This is a genomic window from Actinoplanes sp. NPDC051470 (assembly GCF_040682035.1).
Lineage (GTDB): Bacteria > Actinomycetota > Actinomycetes > Mycobacteriales > Micromonosporaceae > Actinoplanes.
Genome location: NZ_JBFBAA010000009.1, coordinates 1 through 21,189, shown reverse-complemented (window position 1 = coordinate 21,189; position 21,189 = coordinate 1). Strand labels below are relative to the sequence as shown.

Sequence of the window (21,189 nt, the reverse complement as noted above, 5' to 3'; positions counted from 1 at the left end):
GCCGGTTCCTACCTGCTGACGGTCGTGCGCAGCGACCGCACCGCCTCCGACAGGAGGTCGCGCAGGGTTCGCGTCTCGCCCGGCCGCGTCCATTTCTGGAACGCCGCCTGCTGCGCGAGCATGGCGGCGCCGGTGGCGAACAGCGCGGTCTCCGGATCACAACCCCGCTCGCGGAGCACGGCGGCGATGGCCTCGGCGAGGACGGCGTTCTTGCGCAGTTCGCGCTCCTGCAGCTCGGGGTTGGCGGCCAGGATCGCGTGCCGGCGCGTCACCGCGGCCCGGCGGTCCTCGAACATCGTGTCGGCCGCGATCTCCAACGCGCGCACGACCGCGTCGAGCGGTGGCAGATCTTCGTCGCCGGCCGCGATCTCCCGGATGACCTCCTGCTGGATCTCGGAGCTCAACCCGAACAGCACCTCGCGCTTGTCGGCGAAGTGGTTGAAGAACGTCCGCTGGGTGAGCCCGGCCCGCTGGGCGATCTCGGCGACCGTCGTGCGCTCGAACCCCTGCTCGTCGAAGAGCTCCAGGGCGGCGCCATGGAGGCGCTCGACTGCGTCCGGTTTCCATCGCGGCATTCCCCGAGCCTAGCGATTGCAGCTTGTGAAGTCATGGGTGTACGGTGACTTCACAAGCTGCAATCACGACTTCAGGAGGCTCTTCATGGCCGCTGTATCGATCGTCGGCCCCGACGAGGGCGAGATCATCGCCAGCGGGGCGCTGCAGATCCGGATCCTCGAGGACGGCAGCAACACCGATCACCGCCTGGGCATCGGCATCCTCCCCCTCGCCCCGCACACCTCCGGCCCGCCGCAACATCGCCACGCCAAGCACGACGAGGGCTTCTACATCCTCTCGGGCACCGTGCGGTTCACCATCGGCACCGACAACTACGACGTCGGCGCGGGCAGCTGGGTCACGGTTCCGCCGGGCGTACCGCACACCTTCGGCAACGCGACCGACGACCCGGCGGTCATGCTGACCACCTTCACCCCGGATCTGTACGTGCACTACTTCCGCGAGATCAAGAACCTGGTCGATTCCGGGCAGCCGATGAACCGCGAGACCATGACGCCGATCTGGAAGAACTACGCCACCGAACCATCCACCGAATTCGCTCCGTAACCCCGGCCGGACCGTCAGTCCGCGGCCCGGCCGACGCGCTCACAACCGCAGGTCCGGCCGACGACCAGGTTGCCGGTGAGGCGCACGTGCGCCGCCGCGGTGCCCGGGCGGCGGATCTCCGCCAGGAGCTGCGCGCACGCCGTCCGGGCCAGGTACTCGACGTCCTGCCGCATGCTGGTCAGCGGGGGAATCGTGTAGCGCGCGGCGCCCGTGCCGCCCATCGACACCACCGCGACGTCGTCCGGCACCCGCAGGCCGAGCTCCCAGCACGCGTGCAGCACGCCGATGGCCTGCACGTCCGAGGCGACGAACAGGGCCGACGGGCGGCGGCCGTACAGCGTCCACGGCCGGCCGTGGCGGCTCAGCAGCAGGCCGGCCGCCTGGTAGCCGCCGCCCTCGCTGACCTCGGCGAAGGCGACCAGCCCGTCGCCGGCCGGCCGGCCGGCCCGCCGCTGCTGCGCCCGCCAGCCCTCCAGCCGCAGGCCGTCCGTGCTGACGTGCGGCGGACCGGTGATGCAGCCGATCAGCTCGTGACCGTGGATCTGCAGGTGGTCGACCGCGCGGGCGGCGTCGCGTTCGTCCTCGGTGCTGATGGTGGAGATCCGGTCGTCCGGGTCGGAGCGCTGCTCCAGCAGCAGCACCGGCTGCTCGAGCTCGGCCAGCTCCACTCCCCCGGCCAGCGCCACCCCCGAGGTGATGATCAGGCCGTCGGCCTTGCGGTCGACGAACGTCTGGAGCAGGCGCTCCTCGCTGGCGCGGTAGCCGTAGGTGCTGCCGGTCAGGGTCAGATAGCCCTGTTCGCCCAGGGCCCGCTCGATCGCCTCGGCCAGCGAACCGTAGAACGGGTTGCTGCGGTTGGGCGTGAGCAACCCGATGGTCTGGGTGCTGCCGCCACGCAGCGCGCTGGCGATCGCGTTGGGCCGGTAGCCCAGCTGGTCGATCGCGGCCAGGACCCGGGCCCGGGTGGTGGTGGCGACGGGGCGGGGACCGTTGTTGAGCACGTAGCTGACCACGGCCGGCGAGACCCCGGCGGCCCGCGCCACATCCGATCGAGTTACCGCCACGCCCGGACCTCCCCGTCGCCGCCGTCCGTCACACGCCCGTCACGACCTGGCCCTCGGCGGACTCGAGCCCGATGTCCGCCGGAGAAGGATACGACGACTGCGCGCCGGGGCTCTGCACGGCGAACGTGCCGGCCCGTACGCCGATCGTCACCGCCTCCTCGAGGCCCGCGCCCGCCGCCAGCCGCACGGCCAGCGCACCGACGAAGGCGTCGCCGGCGCCGGTGGTGTCGACCACCGCGGACGGGACCGGCGCCGGCACGTGGCCGTCGTTCTCGGCGTCGGCCCAGCAGGCGCCCTCGGCACCGACCGTGACCACCACCGAGCGGGTCCGGTGCCGGAGCTGCCCGACCGCGCGCTGGGCGGCGGCCGCGCCGCGCACCTCCCAGCCGAGCAGCCCGCTGGCCTCGGCCTCGTTGACCACCAGCGGGTCGCACCGGGCCAGGAGCTCGGGATCGACGCGCTGGTAGGGCGCCAGGTTCAGGATCACCCGGGCGCCGGCGCCCGCGGCCGCGCTGATGGCCGCGGTGATGATCTCGGGCAGCACCTCGGCCTGGGCCACCATCGTCGCCGCCCCGGTCTCCGCGATGATCCGGCCGACCGTGCGGCTGACCCGATCGGCGGTGAGGGCGAAGTTGGTGCCGGGCACCACGGTGATCGAGTTCTCGCCCGAGTCGTACACCAGAACCAGCGCCAGACCGGTACGGCCGCGGCTGATGATCTCCACGTTGGTGGTGTCGACGCCTTCCGAGCGCAGCTCACGGATCAGTTGCGCGCCGTCGGCGTCGTCGCCGACCGAGCCGACGAAGCTGACGTCCCCGCGCAGCCGGGCCATGGCCACGGCCTGGTTGGCGCCCTTGCCGCCGGGCTGCTGGAGCAGGCCGCTGGCCAGCACCGTCTCGCCGGGGCCGGCGGGCACCGGCACCCGGACGATGTAGTCCTGGTTGGCCGAGCCGACAACGATGATTCCGGCCGCGCCGCGATCGTTGTTCACTTCTCCCCACTTCCGATCGATAGCCGTCCGAAGAACCGCTGGAGCACGAACATACTGATCGCGGGAACCAGGGTGAGCACGATGGTTCCGGCGAAGTTCTGCCCGTAGTCGGCCGCGTGCTCACCGAACGTACCGGCGAGCGCGACCGGCGCGAGTTGCTGACGGTTGTCACTGACGATGAGCAGCGGCCACAGGAACGCGGTCCACTGGCCGATGAAGATCAGCAGGGCCGAGTTGGTCAGCGCGGGCCCGCTGAGTCGCATGTAGAGCGAGAACAGGATGCGCGGCTCCGAGGCGCCGTCGAGCATCGCGGCCTCCCGGTACGAGTCCGGGATGCCGAGGAAGTACTGCCGCAGGTTGAAGATGGCCAGCCCGTTGCCGATGCCGGGCAGGATCAGCCCGATCAGCGAGTTGCCCAGGCCCCAGTCGGTGAACTGCTGGGCCAGCGGGATGGCGATGGCCTCGAACGGCACCATGAAGCTGATCACGATGATCGCGAAGATGAGGTTGCGGCCGGGGAACTGGAAGACCGCCAGCGCGTACGCCGCCATCGACGACATGATCAGGCCGAACAGCACCGAGGCGATGCAGACGATGAACGAGTTCAGCAGCGCCCGCGCGAAGCCCGAGTCGAGCAGCAGCCGGACATAGTTGTCCAGCGTCCACTCGGACGGGATGATCAGATGCCAGCTCAGCGGCGACATCGTGGTGAGGATCTCCAGGGTCGGGCGGAACGACCCGATGAGGATCCACAGCGCGGGCAGCACGAACGCCATGCCGAGCACGACGGCCACCGCGGTCAGGATCACCCGGGAGATCGGCGTGCGCTTCTTGCGTACGGGCGCGGCCGGCGCCGGGGGCCGGCCGGTCGGAGCGAGCTTGGCCGGAGTCACGGTCATCGCGGCGTCTTCTCCTCACGCAGCAGCCGGAACTGCAGCAGGACGAAGAAAATCATGATCGCGGTGAGGATCACGACCTCGGCCGCGCCGAGGTTGCGGCTGCCGTACCCGTACGTCGTCCGGTACGCGTCGAACATCAGCAGCGTGGTGCTGGCCTGCGGGCCGCCCTGGGTGAGCAGCTGCACCGGGACGAACAGCACGAAGTTGGCGACCGTGTCGGCGACCAGCACGAACAGCAGCGGGCGCTTGAGCATCGGGATGGTGATGCTGAAGAAGGTCCGGATCGGGCCGGCCCGGTCGACCTTCGCCGCGTCGTACAGCTCCTCCGGGATCGCCTGCAGGCCGGAGATCAGGAACATCATCCAGTAGCCGATGCCGATCCAGCTGGCCAGCACGATGATGCAGGCCAGGGCCTGCGACGGCGAGGTGAGGAACGGCTGCGGGTCACCGCCGACCGCGCTGATTAGCGCGTTGACCGGCCCGTTCGGGTTGAGGGCGGCGCCCCAGGCGATGGCCGAGCCGACGATGGGTACGGTCACCGGCACGAAGACCAGCGTGCGCCAGACGCCGGCCAGCGGGATCTTCTGGATGAACAGCACCGCCAGCATCAGGGCGATGGCGATCTGCAGCGGGTTGATGATGACGTTGAAGACCAGGGTACGAAGGATCGTGTCGACGAACGCGGGGTCGGAGAACAGCGACCGGTAGTTGCCCAGCCCGGTGAACGTGGCCTCGATGATGCCGCCCGGGAACGCCTTGTAGAGGCTGTCCACGATCGCTCCGACGGTCGGCACCACCCGCAGGACGGCCAGCGCCACGACCGCCGGGGCCAGGAACACCACGGCCCAGAGCATCTCCTGCCGGCGACCGGCCCGCCGCCGCCGGTTGGCGGCGGCGGGCTTGGTGGTGACGGGCAACGCCATTACTTGTACTTCTTCCAGGCGGTCGTCAGCTGCGTCTGCGCGCTGTCCAGCGCGGTCTTCGGGTCGGCGCCGTTGCGGATGTCGGCGAACGCCTGGTTCAGGATCGTCTCGAACTCGATGTAGCCGATCGTCTGCACCCGGTTGACCGCCGTGTTCGCGGTCTCGAAGTCGATGATCGTGGCCGCCTTCTTGCCCTCCGGCGAGGAGAAGACCGACTTGTCGAAGTAGATCTTCTTGCCCACCGGGCCGGCGGCGAGCTCGGGGTCGGACCGGTACTTGATGTAGCCGCCGCCCTCGTCGATCGTCATCCACTTGAGGAAGATCGCGGCGGCCTCCTTGTTCTTGCTGAACGGGTTCATCGCCAGCGACCAGGAACCCGTCGGGGTGGCCGGCTTGCCGCCCTCGAACACCGGCTGCGGGGCGACGCCCCAGTCCACCTTGGACGCGCCCAGCTGAGGAATGAGCCACGGACCCTCGACGATGTACGCCGCCTGGCCGGCCACGAACGCGGGGTCGGTCTCCTCGGACTTCATCCCCTTCGGCGCGACGCCCTGCTTGAACAGGTCGCCGTACCAGGTGAAGGCCTTGACCCACTGCTCGGAGGTGAAGTCCGGGGTCAGGTTGCCGTCGCCGGACGCCCCGACCGTTCCGCCCAGCTGCACCGGCAGCGGCTCCAGCTGGTAGTAACGGTCGAACTGGCCGAACAGGAAGCCGTACTTGGCGCCCGCGGCCTTGGCCTTGGCCGCGTCCTGGGTCAGCTTCTCCCAGGTCATCCGCTGGCCGGTCGAGGCCGGCGGCTCAGCCAGGCCGGCCTTCTTGAGCAGCGCCTTGTTGTAGTAGAGCAGCTGGGTCGAGTTCGCGATCGGGAGCGCCCACAGTTTGTCCTGGTAGACGCCCGCGTCGTACGCCGTGGGGTCGAACTGGTCCTTGGCGCCGGCGAAGGCCTTGGTGAGGTCCTCGGCCATGCCGCGCGAGGCGAGGGCCGAGACGCGGGGCTGGTCGGCCCAGTAGACGTCCGGGTCGCCGCCCTTGTTGGCGATCCGCGAGTCGAGCGTGCTGTTCAGGTTGTCGAAGGGCACCGACTGATAGTCGATCTTGATGGTGGGGTGCGCCTTCTGGAAGGCGTCGATGACCGACTGCATGTTGGCGGTCTTCAGGTCGAGAATGCTGACGACCTTGATCGTGGCGGTGGGATCGGTGCTCGGCAACGACCAGCCGGAACCGCCACCGGTCGCGGTGTCGTCGCCGCCACAGGCGGTGAGCAGCAGCGCCGCGGCGGTCGCCGCGGCCAGGCCGGAGACCAGCCGGCGCCGGGTCAGATGGACACTCATGATTGCGCCTTCCGTAAATCCGTGGTCCTCAGAGATCTTTGATCAAGCCCATGAAGTGATCGGTGAAAGCGCCGGGGTTGACCCCGACCGCGACGCGGCAGTTGGCCGGCGGCGGGTCCTGGCCCTCCCGCCGGTCGGTGATCATCACGCCGCGGGCCTCGCCCTCACCGGTGATGATCGAGACGGCGACCTCGCGGAACTCGCAGATCTCGGGGTGGGTGAGCACGGCGACGGCGAGCGGGTCGTGCATCGCGCAGGAGTCGGCGTCGATGGCGCTGCCGGGGTAGCGCTGCTTGAGGTAGTCGATCCAGGCGATGGTGAACTCGCCGGCGAAGGGGGCGAACGGGGTCTCGGCGGCGAGCATCTGCGCGGCGTGCTCCCGGGTGAGCCGGACCTGCATCGTGACGTCCAGCCCGACCCAGCGCTGCGGGGCGCCGGAGCGCAGGACGGCCTGCGCGGCCTCGGGGTCCATCCAGACGTTGAACTCGCCGGGCAGGCTGCGGTCGGTCATCGTCCCGAAGAAGATCCCGCCCATGATCACGATCTCCTTGACCGTGGACGCCAGCCGCGGCTCGAGGTTCAGAGCGGCCGCGACGTTGGTGAGCGGCCCGATCGCGACGAGGGTGATCTCGCCCGGGTTGGCCATGATGAGCTCGGCGATCGCGGCCGCGGCGTAGCCGGGTGTGGCCGCGGGGACGCGGTCGCGCCGGGCGGTGACGTGGTCGGCCGGCACGCGGACGATGCCGGGCCGGGTGAGGGCGGCGGCCGCCCCCTTGATGATCGGGACGTCCTTGATGCCGAGGCGCTGGACGAGCTCGCCGGTCAGGATGGTGGCGCTCTCGACGTCGGTGTTGCCGTTGACCGTGGTGAGGAGTTCGAGCTCGATCCCGGGGTCGGCGTGGGCCAGAGCCAGGGCGAAACCGTCGTCGATGTCGGAGCCCGGGGCCCCCATCGCCAGGTCCATGTCAAGGATGATCCGAGGCATCGCGTCTCCGTTCAACTCGTGTTGCATCGCAGTAAACACGAGTTGAATGTGTCGCACAACACTCGTCGGCAATGTTCTCGAAACTTGTCCCCGGCCTTCGACCGCACGTTTACGCAGGTCACGAGCCCGGCTTAGGCTTGTCCGACACATTGCCGTTCATCATCACCCAGCGTTACCGCCCGGCCAGCCGGGCCGGCGACGAGGTCAGGCGGGGCGGTTGGCGAAGACCCGGGCCAGGAAGACAGTCGCGACGCCGGCCACGACCACGGTGAGCAGGCCGACGCGCAGGCTGGTGAGGTCGGCGACGAACCCGACCAGCGGTGGCGACAGCAGGAACCCGACCCACAACAGCCAGCTGACGATGGTCAGGCCGGTGCCGTGCGGGATTCCCGGCAACTCGTCGGCGGCGTGCATGGCGGCGGGCACGAGCGTGGCGAACCCGAGGCCGGCGAAGGCGAGGGTGATCACCGCTTCGATGGCTTCGTCGCGATCGGTGGCCGCGACCAGCCGCCGATCGAAGACCGCGGCCATCGACTCGGCGTGCCGGGTGAACGCCTCCACGAGAACCTCGTCGAGGCCGGCGAAGTGGTAGGTCATCGACCCCAGCGGCACGTCCGCCGCCCGGGCGATCTCCCGGTGCGTGGTGCCGGCCACCCCACGCTCGGCGATCAGGCTCAGGGCGGCGTCGATCAGCCGGTCGCGGCGATGCGGGTCGTGCCGCCGGGACCGCCTCGGCGCGGGGGTCGCGCCGGCCGTGGTGGCTTCGGTGGCTTCGGTGGCTTCGGTGGGCTCACTCATCGGACGCGGCCTCGATCTCCTCGGAACCGGCCTCGATGACGCGGATCACCCGGGCCGGACTGCCGGCCGCGACGACGTTCGCCGGCAGGTCGCGGGTGACCACCGCGCCGGCGCCGACCACGGTGTTCTCCCCGATGGTGACCCCGGCCAGGACGATCGCGCCGCTGCCGAGCCACACGTTGTCGCCGATGACGATCGGCCGGGCGGCCTCCCACTTGGCCCGGCGCGGCTCCGGGTCCACCGGGTGGGTCGGCGTGAGCAGCTGCACGCTGGTGCCGATCTGCACGTCGTCGCCGATGGTGATCGGGGCGACGTCCAGCGCGACGAGACCGAGTTGGCGAACGTCCGGGCCCCGACGCGGAGGTGACTGCCGTAGTCCACCCGCAGCGCTTGTACATAGAACCGGCCCGGCGCCCGTGAGGGCATCCGGGCCGGTCAGGGCCGTGCACGCGTCAGCGAACGGGAGGCGCCGCCTTCCGCAGCGTCGCCTTGAGGCTGCCGCTGCCGGTGGACGCGAGCGACCTGGCCGCCGCGGCCGTCGGGTCCGGCGCCGGGACCGGTTCGCACTGCTTGTCGGACCGGTTGCCGCTGACCCGGTTCGGCAGGGCGCCGTTGTCAAGGTACGCCGCGATCGTGTCGTCGGTGCAGGCGATGCCGCTCAGCGAGCCGGCGTGCGTGGTGCCGCCGACGCCCTCGACGAGGACCGAGCGGGGGAACCGCTTGCGGATCTCGAGGCTGCCCGCGTACGGCGTGGCCGCGTCCTTGGTCTCGCTGATCAGCAGGATCGGCGGGGCCTTCTTGCCGTTGACGTTGACCGGCTTGCCGACGTCACCCTTCCAGAACAGGCAGGGCGCGTTGAACCAGGCGTTGTTCCAGGTGATGAACGGGTGGTCGGCGTAGATCCGCCAGTTGTCCCGCTCCCACTTGTTCCAGTTGGCCGGCCACCGCACGTCGGTGCACTGGGTGCCCAGGTAGATCGCGTACCCGTTGTCCGTGCCGGGGCCGGGCTCCGGGTAGAGCTCCAGCAGGCCGGAGGCGTCACCGTCGTTGACGTACGCCGAGAACGCGGTGGCCACATCGGCCCAGCCGTAGACGTAGTACCCGGCCGAGACGAAGATGTCGTTCCACTCGTCCGGACCGATCTTGCCCTCGGCCGGCGCCTTACGCAGCTTCTGCAGCGTGGCGTAGTACTTGGCCTTCACGGCCTTGCCGGTGGTGCCCAGGTGGTACACCGCGTCGTACTTCGCCACCCACGCGAAGTACGTGTCCATGTTCTTGTCGAACTGGACGTCCTGGCTGAGGTTGGCCTCATACCAGACGCCACGCGGGTCGACGACGCCGTCGAAGACCATCCGGCGCACCTGGGCCGGGTGCAGCGTGGCATAGACCTGACCGAGGTAGGTGCCGTACGAGAAGCCGTAGAAGTTGATCTGCTTCTGGCCCAGCGCCTTGCGGATGCTCTCCATGTCGGCCACGTTGTCGGTGGTCTTGAGATGGTCGAGCAGCGGGCCGCCGGCGCGCCGGCAAGCTTCCGCGTACGCCTTGGAGCGCGCCAGCCAGGTCTTCTCCAGCTGCTCGGTGACCGGCACGTAGTAGGGCCGGTTGTAGCCGGCGACGTTGCCGTCACAGGTCAGCGACGGCACGCTGGAGCCGACGCCGCGCGGGTCGAACCCGATCCAGTCGTAGTCGAGACCGACGCCACCCGGGATCGCCGTCTGCAGCACCGAGTAGATCAGGCCGGAACCGCCCGGGCCACCCGGGTTGACCAGCATGACGCCCTGGTAGTCGGCGGCCGCGGAGGTGTGCTTCAACCGCGACACGGCGAGCTGGATCTTGGTGCTGCCCGGTCGCGCGTAGTCCAGCGGAACCACCACGAAGCCGCACTCGGCGCCGCGCGCTTTCAGCGTCGCGTTGTCGCAGGTTCCCCAGGTGATCGGTGGCGGCGTGTAGCCGGGGGTGCCGCTGTGGGCCTGCGCCGACGACGGGATCATGCTCCCGCCGATCACCAGCCCCACGGTTGCGGCGAGGGTTGCCGCCAGAAGTCGTCTCATACCGAGCCTTTCATCCACGATTCACCCCAGGTTCACGCTCGGGCGATCTCCGGAGACTAGCCATCCAGACGCGGCGATGAGGCTGTCCGTTAGGACAGATTTCAGGAAACGCCCAGCTCCGGTCGTTACGGCGGGTCTCAGGGCCGGAGCCGGACCGGCCCGGCGTCGATCGCGACGCGGAACAACGAGTACGGATAACGCCGCAGGTCCTCGCCCCGCTGGTAAGATCCAGGTTCGGGGGTATGGCCGTTACCGGACATCACTCCCCTACCGGGCCTCGGGCGGAGCGTACGGTCGCGTCATGGCCGATTGGTACCGGCTCGACGTTCCCGCTGACTCCGCGCAGTACGTTGACGCGTGCCTGCAACCGCGGTTCACGGAGCAGGACGAGCCACGCGACATCCGGGCGATGGGCGGGATCGCCGAGATCGCCGCCGCCAGCCGAACCGAGGGGCGGGCCGGCAGCCGACGCGTCGCCGCAGACTTGCTGGCGCGGCCCGAGTTCGCCGATCACGACGTGCTCTACAGCTGGCTGATCGACGAGCAGCGCGACCCGTCCGGCGCGCTGGAGTCGCTGCGCGTGGGCCTGGATCGCTGCCCCCGCAAGCGTTTTCTCCTCGATCGCCTCGGCCTCGTCATGCTGCGGCTCCACCACGGACCCGAGGCGTTGTACTACTGGGCGCAGGCGACCGGCGGCGCCATCCGGGCCGGCCGGGCCGACGGCTTCTCGTCCTACCTGTTCCTCGCGCACGTCGCCCGGGCACTCGGCGCTCGGCAGGCTACTTCCCAGCTCGCCCGCCGCGCGAACCCGGAGGGCGGCGGCCCGCCGATCGAGCTGGAGCCCGAGCTGGCCGACGAGGTCACCCGGGTGTTCGAAGCCCAGCGAACCCGCCCGATGAAGGCGGTCGTCGAAGCCCTGGCGTGACGAGGCGTCAGGCCGCGCCGAGTGGTCCAGTCTGGATGATGCGGACGGCCTCCTCCAGGGGTGTCTCCCACGGGAGCAGGTCGCGCAGGATCCAGGTCACGCCGGCTGATTCGTATTCGGAGATCAGGTTGTCGGGCTCGGGAGGCAGGGTGCGGCTGACGACGACGTCGTACGGGGCGTCGGTGGTGCGGTGCTGGGTGATGTAGTCGATCATCTTGCGGGCGGAGTCCGGAGAGGACGGAAGGATGGAGAAGCCGTCCTCGCGGATGTCCATCTCGGCCGGTGCGGCGCCGTCCCAGCGCGCGGCCCGGCGGAACGGTCGTTTGTTCGGCCAGTAGCCGGCCACCCACACCGGGACCTGATCTTGCACCGGTCGCGGCCGGAAGGTGGTCTCGCGGACGGTGTAGTGCTCCCCGCTGAAGGCGAACGGTTCGCCGGTGCACAGTCCACGCACGATGGTCAGGCACTCGTCGAGTTTGTCGGCCCGGACCCGTGCGTCCCCGTCCTCGCCGAACTGCTCGAACTCCGCCTCCCCGGAGAAACCGAGGCCGACGCCGAGGATCATCCGGCCGGCCGAGAGGTGATCGAGGGTGGCGACCTCACGAGCGACCTTCCAGGGCCGCCGGCGGGCGAGCTGGGCGACCATGGTCCCGATCTTGACCCGCTCGGTCGTGGCCGCGATCGCGGCCAGGACGATCCACGGATCCGTCACCGGAGGCTGGGTCCGCAGATCGAAGACCAGTGAGTCCCACACGAACACGGCGTCCCAGCCGGCCCGTTCCGCGTCCTGAGCCAGCTTCACCAGCACGTGCGGATCGGCGTACTCACCGATCACCGGCAGATTGACCGCGTACCGCATGGGTCGACCCTACGACGGTGTACTGGTCGTGGACCAGGGCTGTCGCGTCGGGTGGTGGGAGCGGCCGGTAGAAGTAGAAACCCTGGCCGACCGTGCACCCCATGTCGATCAGGGCGGCCGCCTGCTCGACCGTCTCGACGCCCTCGGCCACGACCGTCATCTTGAAGGCCCGGCTCAGGTGGACCACCGCCTCGCACACCGAGCGGGCCTCGGCGTCATCGGCGATGCCGGTCACGAACGAACGGTCGATCTTCAGGATGGTGACCGGCAGCCGGCGCAGGTAGCTCAGGGCCGAGTAGCCGGTGCCGAAGTCGTCGACCGCCAGCTCGATGCCGAGGTCACGCAACGCCTCCAGACGGCTGATGGTGAGCGGGTCGGGTTGCAGGATGACGCTCTCGGTGATCTCCAGGGTGAGCCGGTCCGGCGGGAATCCGGTCTCGGCCAGGATGGTCTCGACGGTCTGCACCAGGTCGGCCTGGGCCACCTGCTTCGGTGACAGGTTCACCGACAGCCGCAACGCTTCGGCGCCGGCGTTGTCGGCACGCCAGCCGACCGCCTCCCGGCAGGCCGCGCGCAGCACCCAGGTGCCCAGCGGCACGACCGCGCCGGTCTCCTCGGCCAGATCGATGAACTCGCCCGGGCCCAGCAGCCCGCGGGCCGGGTGGTTCCAGCGGACCAGCGCCTCGACCCCCCGCAGGTCGCCGGTGGCCAGGGCGACCGCTGGCTGGTAGTACACCACCAGTTCGTCGTTGGCCACGGCTCGGCGCAACTCGGCCTCGCGTGCCTTGGTGTCCATCACGTCCGAGTAGTACTCGAAGCGCGCGCGGCCGGCGCGCTTCGCCGCGTACAGGGCGGTGTCGGCCTGCTGCAGCAGGGTCTCGCCGGAGGCGTACGGATCGTCGCGGACCACCACGCCGATGCTCGCCTCGACCATGAGCACGTGTTCGCCGAAGATGACCGGCGTGCGCATCGCCTCCAGCAGGCGGGCGGCGACCGTCCCCGCGGTCTCCGGGGACGGCAGGCCCTGGACGAGGAAGGCGAACTCGTCGCCGCCGAGCCGACCGGCCAGGTCGCCGTCCCGGAGCACGCCGCGCATGGCCTCGGCCGCGGCGATCAGCACGGCGTCGCCCGCGTCGTGGCCGAACGTGTCGTTGATGGGCTTGAACCGGTCGAGGTCGATGAGCATGACCGCGGTGTACCGGCCCGGGCGGATCGGCTGGCCGGCGAGCTGGTGCAGGCGCTCGGTGACCAGGGTCCGGTTGGCCAGACCGGTCAGTCCGTCGGTGATCGCCATCTCCCGGTTGTCACGCAGCGCGTGCATCTGACGCGCCATCACCAGCAGGGTCAGAACGGCCGAACCCAAGATCATTCCGCCGTACGGGTCGAGCGGCAGGTGTGACGACTGCTCGGCGAGCAGGAGGTAGGCGGCGACGCTGGCCGCGTACGGAAGAATGAAGACCGCGTTGCGATCCCCGCATCTCGGCGCGGGGTGCCGCGGCCGGCGATACTGCTGGTCGGCGGCCACCACCAGCAGGAAACAGCCGGCCAGCCACAGCAGGTCCGGCCAGGAGCCGCCGGTGAAACCGCCGTGCAGCTGGATCCAGCTGTACGAGACATCGGCGGTCACGGTCAGCGCGATCGACGCGGCGAGCAGCCGGATCGGGGCCGGCGACTCCCGCTGATGGCCCCGCAGCAGGGCGGTCGACACGGCCAGCACGAGCAGCAGATCGCCGATCGGCAGCAGGGCCGGGAACGCGCGCTCCCATGCGGTCATGCCCGGCAGGTTGAGGATCGGGCCGAGCAGCAGGTACCAGAGGGCGATGAATCCGCCGGCGCCGACGATCAGCGCGTCCAGCGCCAGCTTCTGCCGGTCCCGGCGGCGCCGGTACTGCCCGGGCAGCATCAGCAGCCCGGCGAACATGAACGGGGAGAAGAGCAGGAAGCAGTAGTCGGCGGTCGAGGGATAGCCGGTCGTGTGCAGGACGTGTCCCTGGGCGAACCAGGAGCAGTGCGCGGCCAGCTGCCAGGCGAACGCGACGGTGATCACCCGCCAGGCCCGCCGGGTCCGGGGCTCCTGCCGCTTCGACAGCGCCACCCGGGCGGCCAGCACGGTGAAGACAACCGCCTGCGGTACGTAGGAGGCGTCCGTGATCAGTGTGCTGACCTCGGCGCCGCCCCATCCGCCGAAGAACCAGGCCTGTTGCAGGACGAGCAGAACCGCGCAGGCGAGCACGCTCGCGGCGGCCACCGGGCCGGTCCGGATCCAGGTGAGCATCACCATCCTGTTCGGCAGCGCCGGTGAGTTCGTGAGCCGTTTCGACCTCGGAGGCGAAGATGTCGCAGCAGACCCGATTTCGGGCCGCCGGCCGGATCACGGGATCAGGAGATGCTTGCCGCGGGCCTGCCCCGAGCGGCTGACCGCGAGGGGCTCGCGCCAGTTCTCGAGGGGGTAGGTCGCGGCGATCGGGATGGTGAAGCCGCCCTGGGCCGCCAGTGCGGCGTATTCACCGAGGACGTCGTACCGCAGATTCATGGCGGTGCTGCGTACGCCCAGGTTCTGGAGCGCGGCGAAGTCGGTCACCGTGACGATGTGGGCGGGGTCGGTGACGGCGGTCAGCAGCTCCGGCATGGCGCCGGCCGGCGCGCTGTCGAAGACCAGGTCGACCGGGCCGCCGGCCAGCGTCGTCACCCGCTCGCCGAGGCCTTCGCCGTACGCGACGACCTCGGCTCCCCCATCGCGCAAGGCGTCGGTGTACGTCTTCCCGGCGCTGGCGATGACCCGGGCGCCGAGCCGCACGGCGATCTGGGCCGCCGCGAAGCCGATCGTGGTGCCGGCGCCGCTGACCAGCACCGTCCGGCCGGACACGTCGCCGAGCGCGGCGATGCCCCGGTAGGCGGTCTCGACCGCCATCGGCAGGGCCGCCGCCTCGGTCGCGCAGATCACCCAGCGGGCGAACCTGACCGAGCGGTCGTTCTACCGGTGGTTCACCGACAAGCGGGAGGTCCTGTTCGGCGACGACGACCTGGAGGCCTGCTACCTGCCCGCGATCGAGGCGGCTCCGGAGGGGCTCGGTGCGCTGCCGACGCTGCTGGCGGCCTTCGCGTCCACGCCGGAGGTGCTGCGGCCGCGTGAGTTCCTGATCGAGCGCGCCGCGGTGATCGCGGCCAGCCCGCCGCTGCAGGAGCGTGAGCTGATCAAGATGGTGACCCTCAACCGGAAGCTGGTCGCCGCCCTGGTCGGCCGCGGCCACGACGGCCAGACGGCCTACCTGGCCGCCGACGTGGGCTCGGCGATCCTCCGGCTGGCCACCCACCGCTGGATCCTCGGCGACGACGCCGACTTCGCGGACCTGCTCGCCACCGCCCGGCAGGACCTGGTGGACGTCGCCGTGGCCTGAGCGGGATAAAAACTACTGCTCCGCGTCCGCTGTCGGCAGGGTCACCCGGAACGTGGTGCCCTGGCCGGGCGCGCTCAGCACCTCGACGGTGCCACGGTGGGCCCGGACGATGGCCGCCACGATGGCCAGACCGAGGCCGGTGCCGGTCGCCTCGCGGTCGGTGTGCCGGGTGCGGGCCTCGTCGGCTCGGTAGAACCGCTCGAACACCCGCGCCTTCTTCTCGTCGGTCAGGCCGGGCCCGGTGTCGGCGACCTCCACCACCGCGCGGCTGTCCGGTGCGACGTACAACCGCAGGGTGATCGCCGCCTGCGGCGGGGTGTGCCGGAGCGCGTTGGTCATCAGGTTGCCGATCACCTGCCGGAGCCGGGCGTCGTCACCGTCGGCGATCAGCGACGCCGGGCTGTCGCGGATGTCCAGGGTGATCGACCGGTCCGGGGCCGTCGCCTCGGCCGCCTGCACCGCGTCCAGCGCCAGCACCGGCAGCTCGACCGGGCCCAGGGCCAGCGGCCGTTCCTGGTCCAGCCGGGCCAGCAGCAGCAGGTCCTCGACGAGCAGGCCCATCCGGGCGGCCTCGTCATGGATCCGGCGCACCAGCCGGGTCGCGTCGGCCGGGTCGGTGACCGCGCCCTGGCCGTAGAGCTCGGCGAAGCCGCGGATGGTGGTGAGCGGGGTACGCAACTCGTGCGACGCGTCGGCCACGAACTGCCTCATCTTGGCTTCCGAGGCCGCCGCGCGCCCCTCGGACGCCCGCGCCGCCAGGGCCGCCTCCCGGGCCGCGGCCTCGGACGTCGCGCGGGCGATGAACGCCACCTCGATCTGGGCCAGCATGGCGTTCAGCGCGCGGGACAGCCGGCCCAGCTCGGTGGTGGGCTCCCCGTCGTGCCCCTCGGGGTCGGGCACCCGCCGGCTGAGGTCGCCGGCCCCGATCGCCGCGGCCGTACGCTCGATCTGCAGCAGCGGCACCAGGCTCTGCCGGACCAGCGCGGCGCCGACCACGGCCAGCATGATCAGCACGCCCGCGCCGACCAGCAGGTCGGCCCGGATCAGCCGGGCGATCGGATCGTCGATCCCGGTCATCCGCTGGCCCACGTGCAGCACCGAGCCGTCGCCGAGCCGGATCACCAGCATCCGCCACATGTACTTCCCGTTGGCCGACCGGGTCGTGTACGGCACACCGGCGTGCGCGTCGATCTTGTCGACGCCGGCGAGCAGCACCGGGCGGTCGGCGACGCCGAGATCGCCGCCCACCTTGATCCGGCCGACCCCGGAGGTCGTGGTGACCCCGGCGAGGTAGTCCGGGGTGACAACCACCTGGTAGTGGGTGGTGAGCGCCTGATGATTCGCGGCCGCGGTCTCGATCGAGGCACCCGCGAAGGCGGCGAGCTGGGCGTCCATCCGCGAGATCAGATAACGGTGCAGCGCGTACGTGCTCGCCATGCTGATCAGCGTGAGTGCCGCGACCACCAGAACCAGCACGGAGGCGACGAGCTTGGCGCTCAGCGACACCCGGCGGAGGGTGGGCCTCGGGAGGATCGGGTGGCGAACCCACTCGGTCAGCGACACCGCGGGCTCAGCCGGCGGGTGGACAGGGCACGACCATGGACGAGATTCTCAACCACCACGCTGCGTACGCACTGCGCCGCGGCTGAGAGATCCCTGTCAATGAGTCTGGGCCGCCGGGGAACATCGTCAGCCGGTGGCGCACGGGTCGGTGCCGGGGGTGCCGGGACGCGCTGCTCGCCGCTGGTCGAGCAGGCGTTCCAGGACGGCCGGCTTCGACGACATCAGGCCGTCGGCGCAGGCGTCGATCAGGGCGCCGTACGTCGCCTCGTCCTCGGTGCCCGATCCGCTGAACCAGACGTGCACGGCGTACCCGTCGCTGTGTGCCCTCGAGATGAAACTCGGCGACGCGACCTTGAAACCCTGGAAGCCGACCGGGATCTGCAGCGCGACCGTCCCGTCGATCGGGCGGATGCGGAGGGTCAGATAGCGCAGCACCTCGTTGAAGCCCGGCGCCAGCCCGACGGCCGGCGCCCTCTTGTGGAACTCGGCGATCGCCTCGTCCTCGAACGAGGCCACGATGATGTCCTGGGTGCGGTTCAGGCGCTGGAGGAGTTCGGCGAGCAACCGCGCGTTGCGGACGAACGATCCGCTGTCATCGTCCGACGTGCCCTTGATCTCGACGGTGAACGGGGTCCGCGGGAAGCGGGTCAGCACCTCTTCGAGGGACGGCACCGTGAAGTCGCCGGCCGAGTACCCGGGCGGCGGCGGCCGCTCCCCGGTCCGGACCCCCCGCAGGTCGGAGTGGAACGCCGCGTCCAGCTGCCGCACCTCACGGAACGTCTTGCCCCGGATCGGCCCGCTGCCGTCGGTGGTCCGGTCGACCGTCGCGTCGTGCATGACCACCAGCACGTCGTCGGCGGTCGAGTGCACGTCCATCTCGAGCATGTCGGCGCCGACGTCGACCGCGCGCCGGAACGCGTACATGGTGCTGGACGGCGCCTCGTCCTCACCGCCCTGGTGCGCGATGGAGAGGAAGCGTCTGGCCATCCACGGGCCGGGGGCCGAGCCGCCGGGCCGGGCCAGGTTCACCACGAACCCGGCCGCCAGCACCACGACCACCGCGCCGGCGATGAGCCACTTCCGTCGAGCCTTCATCGCCGCCAAGCCTAACCGCCGATGATCACGGCACGAGGACGCGGATCCGGAATCGCGCATTCAAACCTGCGCCGGCGAAAATAACATTCACCATCTGCTATCCGCGCCGGCCATTTGATCAACGGCTTCCCATATGGTGAGGAAGCCGATTCAAGGGGGCCCACATGGCCGGCGTCGCCACCACCTCAGCCGCGGGACGCAACGATCAGGCCGGCCGCGAGCCGATGATCGGGCGCGGCATGATCGTCCTGTTCATCGCGCTGATCGGCTGCTTCACCGCCTGGGGCGTGGCGGCCGATCTGACCACGCCGATGGTGGCCGGATTCAAACGCATTTTCGACATGACCACATTCCAGGCGTCGCTGGTGCAGCTGGCCTATTTCGGCGCCTATTTCCTGCTCGCGCTGCCCGCCGCGTTCATCAATCAGCGGTTCGGCTACAAGGTGGGCATTCTGACCGGGCTCGGCCTCGCCGCGGTCGGCGCGTTCGCGTTCTATCCGGCCAGCCGGATCATGACCTACGAAGCCTTTCTGGTGGCGTTGTTCGCGATCGCGGCGGGCTGCTCGATCCTGGAGACCTCCGCCAATCCCTACGTGCTGTCGCTCGGGCCGGAGAAGACCGCCACCCGGCGGCTGAACTTCGCCCAGGCGTTCAACCCGGTGGGCACGAACATCGGTGTGCTGCTGGCGTCCACCCTGATCCTTCCCAAGCTCGCCGACCCGGTGGACATCGGATCACTGTCGCCGGCCGAGCTGCACACGATCCGTGCCGGTGAGCTCGGCGCCGTGATGGGCCCGTACCTCGGCCTCGGTTTTGTCCTGCTCCTCATCGCCGTGGCGATCGCCAGTCAGAAGGCGCCACCGATCGTCGAGGAGTTCCCCGACGCGGGTCCGGCCGACGGCGGCACCGGCAGCCTGTTCCAGGTGCTGTGGCGCAGCAAGCGGTACCGCTACGGCGTCGTCGCGCAGTTCTTCAACGTCGCGGCCCAGGTCTGCACCTGGACGTACCTGATCCAGTACGTGCAGCAGGCGCTCGGCGGCAGCCTCCAGAAGGGCGGCGCCTACCTGCAGGTCAGCCTGGTCGTCTTCCTGATCTCGCGGTTCGTGATGACCTGGCTCATCGGCCGCATCCGGCCGACCAAGATCCTGACCGCCCTGGCCTTCCTGGCCGTCCTGCTCTGCGCCTTCGCCATGGTCAGCCCCAACCTGGCCGGGGTGTGCGCCCTGGTGGCGGTGTCGTTCTGCCTGTCGCTGATGTTCCCCACGATCTACGGCGTCGCGCTCGAGGGGCTCGGCCCCGCCACCAAGTTCGGCGCCGCCGGGCTGGTGATGGCCATCGTCGGAGGGGCGATCATGCCGCTGGTGCAGGGTAAACTCGTCGATTCGACGAGCGCCGCGATCTCGTTCGTCGTACCCGCCGTCTGCTTCGCCCTCGTCGGTCTCTACGCCCTCTACGACCTGACGGCCCGGCCCGCGGTGAGCAAGGCATGAGAGCCCGATACCGTACGGCCGCAGCCGTCGCCCTGACCATGACGCTCGCGGTCAGCGCCTGCGGCGGTGGCGAGCCGACCAGCGCCACGAAGGACACCAACCGGCTCGAGGTGATGTCCTGGTGGACCTCCGGGTCGGAGGCCGCCGCCCTCAACACCCTGCTCGCCGCGTTCCAGCAGGCCCACCCCGGCGTGCAGCCGGTCAACGCGGCGGTCGCCGGCGGCGCCGGCTCGCAGGCCATCGTGGAGCTGGCGAAACGGCTGCGCTCGGGCAACCCGCCCGACGTCTGGCAGACCTTCGCCGGCAAGTCGGTCCAGGGGTACGCCGAGCGCGGAACCGTCCGGGACGTCACCTCGGTGCTGCCCGACCCGGTGAGCGCGGCGATGCAGCCGACCATCCGGCAGTCGCTGAACCGGGGCGGCAAGCCCTACGGCGTGCCGACCGGCGCGCACCGCAGCAACGTGCTCTGGTTCAACACCGACCTGCTCGAGAAGGCCGGCGTGGCCCCACCGGCCGGCGACTACCCGCTCGCCACGTTCCTGACCGATCTCCGGAAGGTCAAGGACTCCGGAGCCACCGCCCTGTGCCTGGGCGGCAAGGACCCCTTCACCACCGTCGAGCTGTTCGAGAACACCCTGCTCAGCACCATTGGGACGGCCGGCTGGAACGACCTGGTCAACGACCGGCTGGACTGGCGCGGCGCGAAGGTGCGAACCGCGCTGCGGTCCTTCGGCGACATGCTCACGTACGCCGACCCGGAGGCGAGCGGGCTCTCCTGGGATGCCGCGGCGACCAAGCTGGCCGCCGGCGGCTGTGCCTTCGCCTCGGTCAACGACTCGGCCTACGGCGAGCTGATCGGGGCCGGGGCGCGGGAGGGCACAGACTTCGGCGCCACGGCCTTCCCCGGCACCGGCGGCAGCTTCCTCGCCGTGGTCGACGTGTTCGTCGCCGCCACCAAGGCCGACAACGCGAAGAACGCGCTGGAGTTCCTCGGCGGCATCAGCACACCGGCGACGCAGCTCGCCTTCAGCCGGGCGAAGGGCTCGGTGCCGGTGCTGCGCGACGTCGACGTCTCCTCGTTGCCCGCCTACCAGCAGCAGTCGTCGAAGGCCCTGTGGACCTCGCCGGTGCTGCTGTCCGTGGCGCACGGCGAGGCGATGAGCCCCACCTTCCAGGCGGGCTTCTACGACGCCGTCTCGACCTACGTACGCACCAGAAGCCCGGACGCCTTCGCCGACGACCTGCGCGACGCCGTCGCCAACGACACCATCCCGCAGCGCTGACTCACGGAAGAAGCCGCGGCTTCAGCGCCGGCTCCGGATTCCTTTGACCAGGTACCACAGGCCGACGATGATACCCACCACGCCGAAGACCGCTACGGCTTCCGCGTTCCGGCCGATCCGGTTCGTGGGGTTGCCGAACAGCGCGTAGCCCGCCAGAAGGGCGCAGAGCAGGATCGCCACGAGGACGCCGATGAGGTTGCCGACGGTGTATCGGCCACTTGTCCCGGCCACGATGCGTGCCTCCCGTTTCGAGTCGGAACCGGATAGGAATGGTGCCGTCTGTCCGGATCGGAGTGTTGCCGTCCGGCGACGTTCTGAAACCTCGGGGCGCCGGGCCGGCCTTCCGGCCGCGCGCCCCCCGCCGCACCCGCCCGCGCGCGACACGCCGCAAACCGAGCACGCGCCCCCGACC

At 70.3% G+C, this 21,189-nt stretch carries 21 protein-coding genes; 5 read left to right on the top strand and 16 right to left on the bottom strand.

All coding sequences use genetic code 11. The features are described from left to right. Positions 1-8: 8 nt before the first annotated feature. On the bottom strand, positions 9-575 hold the full coding sequence (locus AB0M54_RS17575; protein ID WP_364327213.1) for a TetR family transcriptional regulator: 567 nt from the start codon (positions 573-575) through the stop codon (positions 9-11). Between the two features lie 85 nt (positions 576-660). Here AB0M54_RS17575 and AB0M54_RS17570 point away from each other — a divergent pair, with 85 nt between their 5' ends. Beyond that, a complete protein-coding gene (locus AB0M54_RS17570; RefSeq protein WP_364327210.1) occupies positions 661-1,122 on the top strand; it encodes a cupin domain-containing protein in 462 nt (153 codons plus the stop codon). Positions 1,123-1,136: 14 nt separating this feature from the next. On the opposite strand, the gene AB0M54_RS17565 is transcribed toward AB0M54_RS17570, so the two are convergent. The 9 genes from AB0M54_RS17565 to AB0M54_RS17525 all read right to left on the bottom strand — a co-directional run bounded on the left by AB0M54_RS17565 (position 1,137) and on the right by AB0M54_RS17525 (position 10,164). After that, complete coding sequence (locus AB0M54_RS17565; RefSeq protein ID WP_364327207.1) at positions 1,137-2,186, bottom strand: LacI family DNA-binding transcriptional regulator; 1,050 nt, start codon at positions 2,184-2,186, stop codon at positions 1,137-1,139. A 28-nt stretch (positions 2,187-2,214) separates the two neighbouring features. Next, positions 2,215-3,177 (bottom strand): ribokinase, encoded by a 963-nt coding sequence (locus tag AB0M54_RS17560; protein WP_364472335.1) that lies wholly within the window; start codon positions 3,175-3,177, stop codon positions 2,215-2,217. Further along, the gene (locus AB0M54_RS17555; protein ID WP_364327201.1) at positions 3,174-4,076 is read right to left on the bottom strand and encodes a carbohydrate ABC transporter permease; all 903 of its coding nucleotides are present in this window, start codon (positions 4,074-4,076) and stop codon (positions 3,174-3,176) included. The genes AB0M54_RS17560 and AB0M54_RS17555 overlap by 4 nt, the downstream gene beginning before the upstream one ends. Beyond that, positions 4,073-4,999: a sugar ABC transporter permease gene (locus tag AB0M54_RS17550; protein ID WP_364327198.1), complete on the bottom strand. Its 927-nt coding sequence runs from the start codon at positions 4,997-4,999 to the stop codon at positions 4,073-4,075. Before AB0M54_RS17550 ends, AB0M54_RS17555 begins: the two co-directional genes overlap by 4 nt. Continuing rightward, positions 4,999-6,330, bottom strand: coding sequence for a sugar ABC transporter substrate-binding protein (locus tag AB0M54_RS17545; protein ID WP_364472332.1), 1,332 nt, complete (start codon positions 6,328-6,330; stop codon positions 4,999-5,001). Before AB0M54_RS17545 ends, AB0M54_RS17550 begins: the two co-directional genes overlap by 1 nt. A 28-nt stretch (positions 6,331-6,358) precedes the next feature. Next, a complete protein-coding gene (locus AB0M54_RS17540) occupies positions 6,359-7,294 on the bottom strand; it encodes a nucleoside hydrolase (protein ID WP_364472329.1) in 936 nt (311 codons plus the stop codon). 225 nt (positions 7,295-7,519) lie between these two features. Beyond that, positions 7,520-8,113 carry a TetR family transcriptional regulator gene (locus AB0M54_RS17535; protein WP_364472326.1) on the bottom strand — a complete coding sequence of 198 codons (594 nt, stop codon included), beginning with the start codon at positions 8,111-8,113 and terminating at the stop codon, positions 7,520-7,522. Then, a complete protein-coding gene (locus tag AB0M54_RS17530) occupies positions 8,106-8,399 on the bottom strand; it encodes a DapH/DapD/GlmU-related protein (RefSeq protein ID WP_364472323.1) in 294 nt (97 codons plus the stop codon). Before AB0M54_RS17530 ends, AB0M54_RS17535 begins: the two co-directional genes overlap by 8 nt. A gap of 166 nt (positions 8,400-8,565) precedes the next feature. Beyond that, complete coding sequence (locus tag AB0M54_RS17525) at positions 8,566-10,164, bottom strand: alpha/beta hydrolase (RefSeq protein ID WP_364472320.1); 1,599 nt, start codon at positions 10,162-10,164, stop codon at positions 8,566-8,568. A 301-nt stretch (positions 10,165-10,465) separates the two neighbouring features. Between AB0M54_RS17525 and AB0M54_RS17520 the strand changes: the two genes are divergently transcribed. Continuing rightward, the gene (locus AB0M54_RS17520; protein ID WP_364472317.1) at positions 10,466-11,089 is read left to right on the top strand and encodes a hypothetical protein; all 624 of its coding nucleotides are present in this window, start codon (positions 10,466-10,468) and stop codon (positions 11,087-11,089) included. 7 nt (positions 11,090-11,096) lie between these two features. Here AB0M54_RS17520 and AB0M54_RS17515 read toward each other — a convergent pair whose 3' ends face one another. From AB0M54_RS17515 to AB0M54_RS17505, 3 genes are all read right to left on the bottom strand, one after another. Next, the gene (locus AB0M54_RS17515) at positions 11,097-11,948 is read right to left on the bottom strand and encodes an LLM class flavin-dependent oxidoreductase (RefSeq protein ID WP_364472314.1); all 852 of its coding nucleotides are present in this window, start codon (positions 11,946-11,948) and stop codon (positions 11,097-11,099) included. After that, entirely contained in the window at positions 11,914-14,223 is a 2,310-nt protein-coding gene (locus AB0M54_RS17510; protein ID WP_364327169.1) for a bifunctional diguanylate cyclase/phosphodiesterase, read from the bottom strand. Before AB0M54_RS17510 ends, AB0M54_RS17515 begins: the two co-directional genes overlap by 35 nt. Positions 14,224-14,319: 96 nt before the next feature. Further along, positions 14,320-14,892: a zinc-binding dehydrogenase gene (locus AB0M54_RS17505; RefSeq protein ID WP_364472311.1), complete on the bottom strand. Its 573-nt coding sequence runs from the start codon at positions 14,890-14,892 to the stop codon at positions 14,320-14,322. A 172-nt stretch (positions 14,893-15,064) separates the two neighbouring features. On the opposite strand from AB0M54_RS17505, the gene AB0M54_RS17500 reads away from it, so the two are divergent. After that, positions 15,065-15,346 (top strand): hypothetical protein, encoded by a 282-nt coding sequence (locus tag AB0M54_RS17500; protein WP_364472308.1) that lies wholly within the window; start codon positions 15,065-15,067, stop codon positions 15,344-15,346. A gap of 12 nt (positions 15,347-15,358) precedes the next feature. On the opposite strand, the gene AB0M54_RS17495 is transcribed toward AB0M54_RS17500, so the two are convergent. Beyond that, the gene (locus AB0M54_RS17495; protein ID WP_364327160.1) at positions 15,359-16,909 is read right to left on the bottom strand and encodes a HAMP domain-containing sensor histidine kinase; all 1,551 of its coding nucleotides are present in this window, start codon (positions 16,907-16,909) and stop codon (positions 15,359-15,361) included. A gap of 126 nt (positions 16,910-17,035) precedes the next feature. Next, complete coding sequence (locus AB0M54_RS17490; RefSeq protein WP_364327157.1) at positions 17,036-18,004, bottom strand: glycerophosphodiester phosphodiesterase; 969 nt, start codon at positions 18,002-18,004, stop codon at positions 17,036-17,038. A 164-nt stretch (positions 18,005-18,168) separates the two neighbouring features. Between AB0M54_RS17490 and fucP the strand changes: the two genes are divergently transcribed. Next, positions 18,169-19,494 carry an L-fucose:H+ symporter permease gene (gene fucP, locus AB0M54_RS17485; protein ID WP_364472305.1) on the top strand — a complete coding sequence of 442 codons (1,326 nt, stop codon included), beginning with the start codon at positions 18,169-18,171 and terminating at the stop codon, positions 19,492-19,494. Next, on the top strand, positions 19,491-20,777 hold the full coding sequence (locus AB0M54_RS17480; RefSeq protein ID WP_364472302.1) for an ABC transporter substrate-binding protein: 1,287 nt from the start codon (positions 19,491-19,493) through the stop codon (positions 20,775-20,777). Before fucP ends, AB0M54_RS17480 begins: the two co-directional genes overlap by 4 nt. Positions 20,778-20,798: 21 nt before the next feature. Here AB0M54_RS17480 and AB0M54_RS17475 read toward each other — a convergent pair whose 3' ends face one another. Next, complete coding sequence (locus AB0M54_RS17475) at positions 20,799-20,957, bottom strand: hypothetical protein (RefSeq protein ID WP_364472299.1); 159 nt, start codon at positions 20,955-20,957, stop codon at positions 20,799-20,801. Between the last annotated feature and the right edge of the window lie 232 nt (positions 20,958-21,189).

Bases quoted from the DNA above. Each gene is read 5' to 3' on its own strand.
- AB0M54_RS17575 (WP_364327213.1), bottom strand. From the start codon at position 575: ATGCCGCGATGGAAACCGGACGCAGTCGAGCGCCTCCATGGCGCCGCC.
- AB0M54_RS17570 (WP_364327210.1), top strand. From the start codon at position 661: ATGGCCGCTGTATCGATCGTCGGCCCCGACGAGGGCGAGATCATCGCC.
- AB0M54_RS17555 (WP_364327201.1), bottom strand. From the start codon at position 4,076: ATGACCGTGACTCCGGCCAAGCTCGCTCCGACCGGCCGGCCCCCGGCG.
- AB0M54_RS17550 (WP_364327198.1), bottom strand. From the start codon at position 4,999: ATGGCGTTGCCCGTCACCACCAAGCCCGCCGCCGCCAACCGGCGGCGG.
- AB0M54_RS17545 (WP_364472332.1), bottom strand. From the start codon at position 6,330: ATGAGTGTCCATCTGACCCGGCGCCGGCTGGTCTCCGGCCTGGCCGCG.
- AB0M54_RS17540 (WP_364472329.1), bottom strand. From the start codon at position 7,294: ATGGACCTGGCGATGGGGGCCCCGGGCTCCGACATCGACGACGGTTTC.
- AB0M54_RS17535 (WP_364472326.1), bottom strand. From the start codon at position 8,113: ATGAGTGAGCCCACCGAAGCCACCGAAGCCACCGAAGCCACCACGGCC.
- AB0M54_RS17525 (WP_364472320.1), bottom strand. From the start codon at position 10,164: ATGAGACGACTTCTGGCGGCAACCCTCGCCGCAACCGTGGGGCTGGTG.
- AB0M54_RS17520 (WP_364472317.1), top strand. From the start codon at position 10,466: ATGGCCGATTGGTACCGGCTCGACGTTCCCGCTGACTCCGCGCAGTAC.
- AB0M54_RS17515 (WP_364472314.1), bottom strand. From the start codon at position 11,948: ATGCGGTACGCGGTCAATCTGCCGGTGATCGGTGAGTACGCCGATCCG.
- AB0M54_RS17510 (WP_364327169.1), bottom strand. From the start codon at position 14,223: ATGCTCACCTGGATCCGGACCGGCCCGGTGGCCGCCGCGAGCGTGCTC.
- AB0M54_RS17490 (WP_364327157.1), bottom strand. From the start codon at position 18,004: ATGAAGGCTCGACGGAAGTGGCTCATCGCCGGCGCGGTGGTCGTGGTG.
- fucP (WP_364472305.1), top strand. From the start codon at position 18,169: ATGGCCGGCGTCGCCACCACCTCAGCCGCGGGACGCAACGATCAGGCC.
- AB0M54_RS17480 (WP_364472302.1), top strand. From the start codon at position 19,491: ATGAGAGCCCGATACCGTACGGCCGCAGCCGTCGCCCTGACCATGACG.